Raw genomic sequence first — 12,882 nt, 5'->3', positions numbered from 1 at the left:
GCTCGAGCCATGCTGAATATAGGTCCAAAAACAATGAATATACGACAATCATATCTCGATCAGTCGCCTTTAGAGATTGCCCGGGAACTGGCTGAAACTTTTGCCCCAACTGCAGCAGAGCGGGACAAACAGGGGGGGAATCCCAAAGCCGAGCGTGACCTGATTCGTCAGAGTGGCCTGCTCGGTTTGTCTATTCCGAAGCAGTATGGCGGTCAGGAAGCAGATTGGCAGACCATTTTTAGCACCATTCAGACCATTGCCCAAGTCGACAGTTCATTGGCCCATGTCTATGGCTTTCACCATTTGCTGATTGCGACCGTGCAATTATTTTCTCAATCTGAACAATATGCTCCGTGGTTTGAACAGACTGCCCAAAATAATCTGTTCTGGGGTAATACTTTGAATCCGCTGGACCGTCGTACCATAGCCATAAAAGTTTCAGAAAACGAATATATTTTTCATGGCGATAAAAGCTTCTGCTCGGGTTCGATCGATTCGGATATGTTGCTGTGTTCAGGCTATAACGAAGCCGGAAAATTGCTGATAGGTGTGATTCCTACCCAGCGAGAGGGCGTGAGCTTTCTGGGTGACTGGAATAATATAGGCCAACGCCAGACCGACAGTGGTACCAGCCATTTTGAGCAGGTCAACATTCATGAAGATGAATTGCTGTTAAATCCCGGTCCACTGAGTACGCCATATTCCAGCCTGCGTCCTTTGATTGCCCAACTGATTTTCGTACATCTGTTTTTGGGCGTGGCAGAAGGGGCATTTGACGTCGCCAAACAGACCGTAAAAACTCAAAAAGCCTGGTCCAAATCACTGGCAGAAGATGCAGTCAATGATCCTTTTACCCAGAAGCATTTTGCCGAGTTCTATGTACAACTAGAAGGTGGACGTTTACTGGCAGATAAAGCGGTTCAGGCTTTACAGGCAGCCTGGGAGCTTGGGAATGATTTAAGTGCTGAACAGCGCGGTGAAGTCTCAGTTGCCATTGCCACAGCGAAAATTGCCGCAACCAATACCTCTCTCTATATTACCCAGAATATTTTCCAGGTGATGGGTGCGCGGGCCACCACGGCCAAGCTCAATCTGGACCGTTTCTGGCGCAATGTCCGCACCCAGACCTTGCATGACCCGATCGATTATAAATATCAGGAAGTGGGGGAATGGGTGCTGACTGGAAAAGTGCCTGATCCGAGTTTTTATTCCTGATCTAAAAATAAAACAGCCTCTTTATCGGAGGCTGTTTTATTCGGGATGAAAAAGTTTGGTTTTAAATTTACTTAAACGCTTCAATCGCTCTTACACGAGAGGCTTTTAAATCCACAATCGGTTTTGGATAATCCAGTGCAAGATCCGGATTTTTAGCATAGGGTTCATGAATAGATTTAGCATTCAGATGTGTCAGTTCTGGCACCCATTGACGGATGTAATCCCCATTCGGGTCAAACTTCTGTGACTGGCTGACTGGATTAAAAATCCGGAAATAGGGCACGGCGTCCATGCCGGTCGAAGCACACCATTGCCAGCCGCCATTATTGGCCGCCAGATCACCATCAATCAGCTGTTGCATGAACCAGCTTTCTCCCAAGCGCCAGTCAATCAGCAGGTTTTTACATAGAAACATCGCAGTAATCATGCGCACCCGGTTATGCATCCAGCCAGTGGCCCGCATTTGCCGCATACCGGCATCGACAATTGGAATCCCGGTTTGTCCTTGTTGCCAGGCAGCCAGATCTTCAGGAGCATCGCGCCACTGGATGTTATCGGTATTTTCTTTAAAAGGCTGATGCCTAGATACACGGGGAAAATCAAACAGGGTATGCAGATAAAACTCGCGCCAGAGCAGTTCATCCAGCCAGGTCTGCTGACCGATATCATCAATCTGGAAATATCCGTCCTTAAATAGGGCCTGCATACATTGGCGAATCGAGAGGATCCCCATATTCAGATATGGTGACAAGCGGCTGGTACCATCGACTGCAGGTAAATCACGCTCGGTTTTATAGTGAGCCATTTTATCCAAGATAAAATCATCGAGCAGCTCAAAGGCAGCTTGATCTTTTGTAGACCAGAGCTGGGCAGTATGATCGACAGAATAATCAGCCGCAAATTTTTGCAGATCAAATCTGGTCAGCTGGTCTGGTAATTCAAGCGGATCTTGAGGCTGAATGGCAGGATAGCAGCCCGGTATATTCTGAATCAGTCGCTCATAGCACTTTTTCTTGAATGCGCTATAGACCTGATAGGGTTGATTGGACTGATTGCGGATACTGGTCAGTGGAAACAGGCTGCGATCATGATACAGCTCGACCCGGATCTGCTGCTGTTCCAGCATCTGCTGTACCTGTGCATCACGTTGCAGTTCATTCATGCCCACTTCAATATTGGCATGTAGCGTATCAATCTGCAGTTTTTGGCACAGGCTTAGCATTTCGGCCGGCAGGTCTTGCCATAAGGGAACATTTAAAATGATTAATGGAATATTCAGCTGCGCTAACTGCTGCTTTAAGACGTCGAGGCGGCGCAGATAAAAATCGATTTTAATCCGGGCATCCTGATGCAGCTTCCATTGTTCGGGAGAGAGCACCACCAGTGCTATACAGGTACCTTGCTGGGTGGCATGCCACAGCGCGGCATGATCATGAATGCGGAGGTCTTGACGAAACCAGATCAGTTGCATTGTTAAAATTCTTGGAAAGTCGTTAGTGCAGAATTTTAAGGAATTGATGGTCTTAAACCTAGCCAAACAACAATTTTATCACATAAAAAATCCCCCAAGCCGAGCCTTGAGGGAGGGAGTGAATCTGCTGAGATTTATTAGAATGATTATACGGGCTCAGCTTCTTCTTGCTGCACAGGCGTTGCCTGTTGTGCTTCAAGCTCACGAACCAAAGGCAGTACCTTCTGGCCAAAATATTCGACTTCTTCAATAAAATGCAAGAAGCCTGACAGAATCAGATCGACGCCAACTTTTTTCAGCTCGATAATCCGTTCAGCAATCTGCTGCGGTGTCCCGATCAGATTGGTGCGGAACCCGTCATTGTATTGCACCAGATCTTTAAAGGTGGATTTGGCCCAGTTGCCTTCACCTTCCTGACTTGCTGCGCCGGCTTCACGGGTGGCCTCACCAAAAGATTTTACCGCCTGCACATTGGCCTTGCTGATAATTTCCTGCAAGACGGCCTGGGCTTCTTCTTCGCTATCGCGTGCAATCACAAAGGCATTTACACCAATTTTCACCGAGTGATGATTTGCCTTGGCTTTTTCACGAATATCATCGATCTGTTTTTTCAGCTCTTCCGGGGTATTGCCATTGGTGAAGTACCAGTCAGATACGCGAGAAGCCATATCACGTGCTGCCCGGGAACTGCCGCCCTGAAAGATTTCAATATGCGGTTTTTGTAGCGGTTTCGGACTCAGGGTATAGTCTTTGAATTGATAATATTTACCTTCAAAATTAAAGTTGTTTTGGGTCCAGACCCCTTTCAGGCTACGGATAAACTCTTTCGAACGGGCATAACGCTCATCATGTTCCGGCCATTCTTCCCCAATGGCATCAAACTCACCGCGGAACCAGCCACTGACCACATTGATCGCAATCCGGCCATTGCTCAGATGGTCAATCGTCGCCAGTTGTTTGGCAGCCAGTGCCGGCTTCCAAGGACCCGGCAGAATCGCGGCAATGACTTTCAGGCGTTCAGTTTTGGCCAGAATACCATGACTGAAACTCACCGATTCATGCTGGTTTTCTGCATTATAGCCGGCAGTAAAACGGATCTGGGTCAGAGCATAATCAAAGCCTGCCTGTTCAGCGGTTTGTGCCAGACGCACGTTATAGTCATAGCTCCAGTCGGTGCGCTGCTCGATGTTACTGACCACCAAGCCACCACTGACATTCGGTACCCAATAGGCAAATACGATATTTTTATCATTCGACATATTCATCACCCTCTGCAATGCAGTGTTCAAGCCACTTGAGTCTTTGGTGCTTTTTTGCTATGTAAACGCGATTCTGCGGCATCCAGGCTCGGCACGGCTGCAGAAGGTAATACTTCTTCCTGTTCGATCTGTTTGTTAATGCCCAGGTTTTGACTCGCTTGAATGGTTTTTTCTTTAATGACTTCGGCACGTTGACCTTTGGCTGGTGCCCATTCCAGAATCGGCAATGCACGCGCCACAGCCAGGGTAATCCGGTCGCGGAGCAATTCACTGTGAATGGTATATGCAGGGGTGAAATCGCGGTCGGTGGCATAGACCCCAATCGGTAAAGTCTGTGCCTGGAAGAAACTGAATAAAGGACGCAGTTGATGTTCAAGTACCAGTGCATGACGGTCACTGCCACCGGAAGCCGCCAGTAATACCGGAACATCCACCAGCGCCGTTTGCTCGACAAAGTCAAAGAAATGCTTGAACAGGCCGGTAAATGAAGCGCGGTAGACCGGGGTGCCGACAATCAGCGCATCTGCGGCTTCTACTGCTGCCAGATCATCCTGAACGCGTTGCGGCAACTGATTACGGTAAATTGCACCGCCCAAGAGCGAACCAATTTCGCTAAATTTAATGAAATGCACATTGATTGGTGTCGCTTCCCCAAGCTCATCCAGAATGGCCTGAACCAAGGCTTCGGTTTTTGAAGGATGATTTAAACCGCCAGATACGGCAACAATATTTAAGGGTTTTTGCGCATTAAAATTAGACATATTTAGAACCTGAAAAATAGGGATAATCTCGGAATGTCCCTATTAATCCCGATTCAGCGAAGGCGTGTAAAATAACGAAAAGCTGAAAAGTTATCTGATTTTGCGATATACGACAAAGACCTGATTTTTTAAAATTAATTTAGGGTTAAGTTTATGATATTTATATTTATATTGAATGTAGATAAGCTTTTTCAGTGAGGAATAAGTGATATATAAAAAAGTGATGAGAATTAAACAATTATTGCAATAGTGCAAAAATGGGCAATTTTGAAGAAAAACTGCATATTATTTTAAAAATTGTAGTGTCTTGCATATCCTTAACCGGGTTGTGTGGTTAGAATAGGGGCTACCGTGCCAAGATCTCTCTCACGTTGCCTATGAATATTTTAATCGTTGATGATCATCCACTATTTCGTCATGCCTTGATTCAAGCTGTACGTTATAGCCTGCCACAAGCCCAGATTCATGAAACTGCGGCAGTCAATGAATTTTATGAACGTCTAGAAAATGGCCCTGAGCCTGATCTTGTGCTCTTGGATTTAAACCTGCCGGGCGCTTCCGGATTTTCTGCCCTGGTGCATGTCCGCGCACAATATCCGTCTTTACCGATTATTGTCGTGTCTGCGCATGAAGAAGTCAGCATTATCCAGCGTGCGATTGCACATGGTGCGATGGGCTATATTCCTAAATCTGCCCACCCCAGCCATATCGGTGAAGCGATTCGTGAAGTGCTGGAAGGTGAAATCTGGTTACCGCCAAATCTGCCAGCCAATATGAATTTTGATCCGCGTGCTGCCGATGAAACGGCTTTGGCAGAACGGATCCAGTCTTTGACGCCGCAACAATTCCGGGTATTGATGATGGTGGCTGAAGGTTTATTAAACAAGCAGATTGCTTATGAACTGGATGTGTCAGAAGCGACGATTAAAGCGCATGTGACGGCAATCTTCCGTAAACTCGGAGTACAAAACCGGACACAAGCGGTATTGGCCATTAATGCACTGAATATTGAAGACCGCAAAATGTAAGTTCTGCATAGCCGAATTGAAAAAGACCTCCTTGGAGGTCTTTTTTTATGGGTGAAATCTGAAAAATTGAGTGCAAAGGCCTGAGTCAGCTAGGCGATATAATCCTGCTTGCGGGTGAAATCATCACAAAACAATGGATTTAAGGCACATTGCAATTCGTCAATCTGCTCTTCAGTGACATAACCTTTCGATTTCAGATATTCCGCCACGCGATCATCACGCAGACTCAGGAAAGTCGCATCATATACACCCAGATCCACAAACAGTGCCGCAGTTTCCAGACTGTTAAAACGATCCAGATAAACTTCATTGTCATACATCAGGAAGACATGTTCGTCGCGCGTATTCGGATCGACATGTAAACGCTGCGCCAGCTCATGTGGGCAGGTTTTGATAAATAACAGATCAGACAGCTCATCAAATTGGCTGGTGTCCAGACAATCTTCTTCATTTTTGACTTTACCCAGCCAGGCCTTAAAGACCAGTACCGCGCCACCACGCAGCAACATGCTCCAGATCTGATGACGGGTTTTTGCTGGAAGGTCCTCTGTTTCAGCTTCTAAAGACTGAATCAGCTTGTCTTCCTGTTCAGCAATCTTTTCAAATAGTCCCAGACCTTGCGGCTTGTAGGCATAAGGTTCAAAGACATCAAAATGTAATTCATCAAAGACTTGCAGTGCCAGGGGTACTGCACTCTGATACAGCGTTTCCAGTGCCTGATACTGGGCATCATTCAGCTTGCTGTATTTAAAGATCTGTGCCCAGTCAATGCTTGGCAATAAGGCATTGGCGCCATATTGACGGTGAAACTGCTGGGTCTGATTCAGGCCCTGGTTTTGATCTATGTTCATGTGAAGAACTCCGATATGCAGAAATAGATCAGCGACCAAAAAAATTAAGGCTACATGAGATGGAAACTGATCGTTTCTTATTCCTCTATTTTTAGAGCCAAGTACAAGGGATAAAAATACGACTAAAGTTATAGTAGTGGAAAATTACTCTTTAATTTTTATTAAAAACAATAAGATAATTAATTGTAACCAAGTGTACACATGTACATTAATACATTCGTCAGTTTTTGCCATAGTGAATTAAAAAATGAGCATTTTGGTCAATTTATTCAGCTGTATTTTCGGCATATTTGCTGCTTTTAGCACATTAGAATAAATTTTATGCAAGCTAGGTAAGTTTATGTGGCAGTTGAGTATAAAAAATGCCCATTTCAGGGTGTGAAATGGGCATTGATCAGATCGTTATCTACTTAGGAGTCGGAAATTTTCAGTCCAGATAACCATGAACGTAATGATGCCGGTTTCAGTGGTTTTTTCAGCAGAACTATGTTCAACTCTTTCAGACGTTGCGGCAATTCCGGATCGGAGTCGGCGGTAATCAAGGCGACCGGAATATCCTTCGAACGATGTTCCAGAATGAAATCCAGACCGATCTTGTCCTGATTCAGATGTTGATCCACCAGCCAGACCTGAATATTTTCCTGCTGAATCAGCATGGCTGCTTGTTCAGGTTCAGTGGCTTTAAACACCTGATAACCCCATTTGGTCAATAAGGTCGACATGCCTTCCAGAATGGTTTCATCATTATCCAGACATAGAATCTTAAAGGCTTTGCTCTTTAAAGGTACGGCCTGAACCGGTACTGCGACCACTTTCGGTGCTTCGATCACAGGCACTTCAATCATAAAGCAGGAACCTTTACCCAGCGCAGAAGACACATGTACCGGATAGTCCAGCATGCTGGTCATGCGTTGTACGATCGCCAAACCTAGGCCCAGACCCTGTTCACCCCAAGGCGAGGTGTGGCCGCAACGTTCAAATTCCTGAAACAGTTTGATGCGCTGTTCTTCGGCAATGCCCGGGCCAGTATCCCAGACGCCAATACGGATATGATTCGGTCTGCTGCTCGAACGTAATACACCGACCACCACTTTACCTCTGGCAGTATAACGCAACGCATTGCTGACAAAGTTCTGGATAATGCGGCGAATCCATTGTGGATCGGTATCAATCCAGAACTGTGCATCATGCACACTGAACTTGATGCCACGTTGTGCAGCGATTGATTTGAACTGGAGTTCCAAATCGCTGAGCAGGTCATGCAGCGGATAAGCCTGACGTTTCGGCTGAATGGTCCCGCCTTCCAGTCGGGCAATATCCAGCAGGGCAGACAGCATGCTTTCTGCGCCATGCAAGGCACGATCCAGTTGCTGCAAGGTCTTACGATCTTCGTCATTTTGCACACTTTGTTCGAGTGCGGTACTGAACAAACGTGCGGCATGCATCGGCTGCAACAGGTCATGACTGGCAGCGGCAATGAAGCGGCTTTTTGACATATTGGCTTTATCTGCCTGTTCCCGTGCCAGTTGCTGCTCGGACAAGGCATCGGCGAGCTGCTGGGTACGGTCCTGAACCCGGGCTTCAAGTACGGCTTCATTTTCACGGAAAGCGGTAATGTCTGCGAAGGTCGTGACGAAACCGCCGCCTTCGATCGGATTACCGCGCATCTGAATGACGCGACCATCTTTACGAATCCGTTCAAATTCATGGGCACTGCCGACCTGCATCCAGTGAATCCGTTTCCGTACATGTTCTTCGACTGAACCTGGTCCACACTCACCACGTTCAGCGTTATAACGGATCAGATCTGCGATTGGACAGCCGACATAGACAATATCGGTCGGATAATCGAACAGTTTCAGATACTGATTGTTCCAGGCCACCAGACACATGTTTTCATCGACTACGCTGACCCCTTGGGTCATGTGATCAATCATGGTCATGATCAGGTTCTGGTTAAAACGTTGCCATTGTGAGGCCTGATCGAGAATATTAGCGACCTGACCCAGGGCCAGGCCATTATTGACCATGGCCGTGGTCAACAGGGTACGTGCCGAAGCTGCCCCGATGGTGCCGGCCAGATACTGTTCGGTAAAACGCCACCACATGCCATTGGCGCTGCTATTTTCATTCAGTTCTACACTGTTTTGGATACAAAATTGCTGAAAAGCGCGTGTGGTCGGCCCTTCACCGGTAATGCGTTTAGCTAGGGTAATCAGATCACCGACTTTTAAACGGGCGACATCCTGATGCGAATAGCTGACCTCGGTAGAAGGACTCTGCGAGGGTAGTGGCTTGGTTTCATAATAGAAGAAACTTTCGGCCTGAATCTGTTCGGCAATACTCGGACGGAAAATACGGGAAATCCAGATATACAGCAGGGTATTTAAGCCCAGTGCCCAGACTACTCCATGCGTCAGCGGATCAAAAGACTCAAAACCGATCAGGGCTTCCGGTCTTAACCAGTTCCAGCCAAAAGGACCTTGATTCAGCAGGCTTTGACTAAAGCTGCTATAGGCTTCGGGCAGGCTGCGCAAAATGGTCGGAAACAGCAGGGTATAAGCCCACAAGGCAAAACCGGTCAACAATCCGGCATATACACCCTGTTTACTGCCGCCACGCCAGTACAGGCCGCCGATCAGGGCAGGGGCGAATTGTGCCACCGCACTAAACGCCAACAGGCCAAAAACTGACAGCTGGTCAATATCATTAAAGAAGTTGAAGAACAGGAAGCCCATCAACATCACACCCAGGATACAGACCCGGCGGGTAAATTTCAGCACCAACGGCAAGCGTTTGTCATGCCGGGAAATCAGCTTTAAACGCCACAACGCCGGCATGATCAGGTCATTGCTGAGCATGATTGACAGTGCCACAGAAGACACCAGTAGCATCCCGGTAGAGGCAGAGAAACCACCCAGAAATGCCAATAAGGTTAACCAGTCCTGGTTATAGCTGAGTGGCAAAGAAAGTACCGCCACATCCGGAATCGCCAAATATTGCGGTGCCGCATGCAATGCCCAGCTGGCAATGGGAATAATCGCCAGGGTGGTCAGAATCAAGTAAACTGCGAACCAGCGCCGTGCACCGCGGATATGTTTTTCATCGCGCAGCTCAACCACCGCCACATGGAACTGGCGCGGCAGGCAAATAATCGCCAGTGCCGCCAGAAGGGTCTGAATCCAGAAACTTTGTGGCACGCCAAACAGTTGTACATCATGAAAAGTGGTACTGATATCGGTACTGATCTGTGCCAGATTCTCTGGTGCTTCAAACATAAAGAAACAGGCAACTGCCAGCAGGGCGAAGAGTTTGACAAAAGACTCAAATGCCACGGCCAGCATCAGGCCGCCATGCTGTTCGGTATTGGCAATCTGCCGGGTACCAAACATCATCGCCAGTATTGCCAGAACCCCAGTCAGAAATAGCACGCCATTGGTGGTGCCGGTTACACCTGCGGAAGGTTCTAGAATGACGGCGGCACTTAAGGCAATGGCACGTAACTGCAAGGCCAGATAGGGCACAATCGCCACTACCGCCAGAATGGTTACCAGCGAGGCGAGGGGACCACTTTTACCATAGCGTGCTGCGACAAAGTCAGCGATCGAAGAAATGGCATGATGCTGCCGCACCCGTCCCAGACGGCGCCAGATGTCATAGCCGACGGCAACGAAGAGCAGGGGACCCAGATAGATCGGCAGGAAAATAATCCCTTCACGTACCGCAGCACCCGTGGCGCCATAAAAGGTCCAGGAGGAGCAGTACACTCCTAAAGTTAAACTAAACAATAGCATGCGCCCACGGGTACTCAGCCGGCTGGCATGTTTTTCCCCGTAGAAAGCGCAGATAAAGAGTAATGCGATATAGAGGGCGAGTACCCCTATGATGAGCCAACTGTTCATATAGCCTGATGTGTACTGAGCATGCCGCTATGATAACGCATCGTGAACGCTACAGTTTAAATTGATCATTTTTTAACGACCAAAGTCTAAATTACAAACACCTACGATTATTGTTAATTTGCAACAGTGATAATTCGAATTAAAAAATAGGCAGCCCAAGGTTGGGCTACAGGAGAGTAATTATGGATGAGGTACAAGTAGATCGAATTCTACAAAATCCAAAATTCAAGGAAATGGTCCGCAAGAAAAGTACGCTCAGCTGGACGTTGACCGGCATTATGCTATTTGTCTATGTGGGTTTCATGTTGCTGGTTGGTTACAACAAAGAATTTCTACTGTCTTCAATTTCAGGTGGTGTGACCACGTGGGGTATTCCACTTGGTCTAGGTATCATTGTCCTGTCGTTTATCTTGTGTGGTGTGTATTCCTACATTGCCAATAACAAACTTGATCAATTGACTGAAGAAGCAATCCGTGAAGTCGAAGCGATTGCGCATGAAAAAGGACACCACTAAGATGAAATGGAATTCTCTTATTGCCCTGGCGACCACGATAGTGGCTTCAGGCGTTGCATTCGCTGGTCCTGATCTGGGTGCAGCAGAACAGCAGGCGACCAACTGGCACGCGATTATCATGTTTGTGGTTTTCGTCGGTGCAACACTGTTCATTACCAAATGGGCAGCGAAACAAACCACCAGCACCACAGATTTCTATACGGCCGGTGGCGGTATTTCTGGTTTCCAGAATGGCCTGGCGATTGCCGGTGACTATATGTCAGCAGCATCATTCCTGGGTATTTCCGCGATGGTGTTCCTGTCAGGCTTTGATGGCTTGCTGTATTCACTGGGCTTTATGGTCGGTTGGCCGATCGTATTGTTCCTGGTGGCAGAACGTCTGCGTAACCTGGGTAAATACAACCTGTCAGACGTAGTATCTTTCCGCTTGCAGGAAAAACCGGTACGTACCTTGGCCGCTTTAAGCTCGCTGGTTGTGGTTGCGTTTTACCTGATTGCACAGATGGTGGGTGCAGGTCAGCTGATCAAACTTCTATTCGGTCTGAACTATAACATTGCAGTCGTGATCGTTGGCTTGCTGATGATGGCCTACGTAATTTTCGGCGGTATGTTGGCGACCACTTGGGTACAGATCATCAAGGCGGTAATGTTGCTGTCTGGTGCGACCTTTATGGCATTCATGGTCATGAAAGGCGTGGGCTTCAGCTTTACCAACATGTTTGAACAGGCGATTGGTGTTTATTCAAAAGTACATGATTTAAGCCTGACAGATGCGACCAAGATCATGGGTCCGGGTAGTCTGGCGTCTAATCCGATTGATGCAATCTCTTTAGGTCTTGCATTGATGTTTGGTACAGCAGGTCTGCCACATATCCTGATGCGTTTCTTCACGGTAAAAGATGCCAAAGAAGCGCGTAAATCAGTCGTGGTTGCTACAGGCTTTATTGGTTATTTCTACCTGCTCACCTTCATCATTGGTTTCGGTGCGATTCTGTATGTATCGAACAACCCGCAATTCCTTGATGTTGCGAAAATGGCAGTGACTGGCAAGCTGGAGCTGGTCGGTGGTAATAACATGGCGGCGGTGCACCTGTCTGATGCAGTGGGCGGTGACCTGTTCATGGGCTTCATTTCTGCAGTTGCATTTGCCACGATTCTTGCAGTCGTTGCTGGTTTGACCCTGTCAGGTGCTTCAGCAATTTCGCATGACTTGTATGCCAACGTGTTGAAGAAAGGCCAAACCACGCCTGAATCTGAACTACGTATGTCTAAAATTGCGACTTTAGGTCTTGCGATCTTCGCGATGATTCTCGGGATTCTGTTCGAGAAACAAAACGTAGCCTTCATGGTCGGTCTGGCATTCTCGGTTGCGGCATGTGCCAACTTCCCGGTACTAGTATTGTCTATGTTCTGGAAAGGTTTGACGACACGTGGTGCAGTTATTGGTGGTGTTGCCGGTCTGGTAACCGCAGTAACCTTGATTGTGCTGTCTAAAGCAGTATGGGTCGATACTTTGGGTATTTCTGATACGCCAGTGAACCCGTTCAATGGTCCTGCAATCTTCGCGATGCCATTGTCATTCTTGTGCTGCTGGTTGTTCTCTGTGACGGATAATTCGGCACAGGCTCAGGCAGAACGCAAAGCCTTTGATGCCCAGTTTGTACGTTCACAAACCGGTATTGGTATCTCAGGCGCATCGGATCACTAAGATCTGCGCTACGCTAAAAAAGCCCCGTCAGGGGCACTGCTGTCCCACAATTTTTACAAGAGGAAGCTCATTTAAGCTTCCTCTTGTTTGATGGAGACTTTATCGGGTGAAAATAACGCTTTTAAGGTTTTTATTTCAAATAAATTCACTTGAATTATTCTGAGTAAGCGCT

The 12,882-nt window shown here is 47.3% G+C and carries 9 protein-coding genes; 4 read left to right on the top strand and 5 right to left on the bottom strand.

All coding sequences use genetic code 11. From position 1 onward, the window contains the following. The first annotated feature begins 33 nt into the window (after window positions 1-33). On the top strand, window positions 34-1,215 hold the full coding sequence (locus PV763_RS09780; RefSeq protein WP_071850263.1) for an acyl-CoA dehydrogenase family protein: 1,182 nt from the start codon (window positions 34-36) through the stop codon (window positions 1,213-1,215). A 67-nt stretch (window positions 1,216-1,282) separates the two neighbouring features. On the opposite strand, the gene PV763_RS09775 is transcribed toward PV763_RS09780, so the two are convergent. The 3 genes from PV763_RS09775 to msuE all read right to left on the bottom strand — a co-directional run bounded on the left by PV763_RS09775 (window position 1,283) and on the right by msuE (window position 4,706). Next, on the bottom strand, window positions 1,283-2,686 hold the full coding sequence (locus tag PV763_RS09775) for a cryptochrome/photolyase family protein (protein WP_420937780.1): 1,404 nt from the start codon (window positions 2,684-2,686) through the stop codon (window positions 1,283-1,285). A 146-nt stretch (window positions 2,687-2,832) separates the two neighbouring features. Further along, window positions 2,833-3,945 carry a dimethylsulfone monooxygenase SfnG gene (gene sfnG, locus PV763_RS09770; protein WP_420937779.1) on the bottom strand — a complete coding sequence of 371 codons (1,113 nt, stop codon included), beginning with the start codon at window positions 3,943-3,945 and terminating at the stop codon, window positions 2,833-2,835. Between the two features lie 26 nt (window positions 3,946-3,971). Next, window positions 3,972-4,706 (bottom strand): FMN reductase, encoded by a 735-nt coding sequence (gene msuE, locus PV763_RS09765; RefSeq protein WP_071850260.1) that lies wholly within the window; start codon window positions 4,704-4,706, stop codon window positions 3,972-3,974. A gap of 377 nt (window positions 4,707-5,083) precedes the next feature. On the opposite strand from msuE, the gene PV763_RS09760 reads away from it, so the two are divergent. Continuing rightward, on the top strand, window positions 5,084-5,734 hold the full coding sequence (locus PV763_RS09760) for a response regulator (protein ID WP_004281370.1): 651 nt from the start codon (window positions 5,084-5,086) through the stop codon (window positions 5,732-5,734). Between the two features lie 89 nt (window positions 5,735-5,823). Here the strand turns inward: PV763_RS09760 and PV763_RS09755 are convergent, their stop codons facing one another. Together PV763_RS09755 and PV763_RS09750 are read right to left on the bottom strand one after the other, a co-directional pair. Then, complete coding sequence (locus PV763_RS09755; RefSeq protein WP_004281371.1) at window positions 5,824-6,585, bottom strand: hypothetical protein; 762 nt, start codon at window positions 6,583-6,585, stop codon at window positions 5,824-5,826. Between the two features lie 410 nt (window positions 6,586-6,995). Beyond that, window positions 6,996-10,487 (bottom strand): PAS domain-containing hybrid sensor histidine kinase/response regulator, encoded by a 3,492-nt coding sequence (locus PV763_RS09750; protein WP_253172847.1) that lies wholly within the window; start codon window positions 10,485-10,487, stop codon window positions 6,996-6,998. A gap of 182 nt (window positions 10,488-10,669) precedes the next feature. On the opposite strand from PV763_RS09750, the gene PV763_RS09745 reads away from it, so the two are divergent. Then, window positions 10,670-11,002: a DUF485 domain-containing protein gene (locus PV763_RS09745; protein WP_086044221.1), complete on the top strand. Its 333-nt coding sequence runs from the start codon at window positions 10,670-10,672 to the stop codon at window positions 11,000-11,002. Between the two features lies 1 nt (window position 11,003). Continuing rightward, entirely contained in the window at window positions 11,004-12,710 is a 1,707-nt protein-coding gene (locus PV763_RS09740) for a cation acetate symporter (RefSeq protein ID WP_153566901.1), read from the top strand. Window positions 12,711-12,882 lie beyond the last annotated feature (172 nt).

The sequence above is a fragment of the Acinetobacter sp. AS5 genome (genome assembly GCF_048957595.1).
In the GTDB taxonomy this organism is placed as follows: Bacteria; Pseudomonadota; Gammaproteobacteria; order Pseudomonadales; family Moraxellaceae; genus Acinetobacter.
The sequence above is the reverse complement of the archived record's forward strand: the minus strand, read 5'-3'. Positions and strand labels throughout refer to the sequence as shown.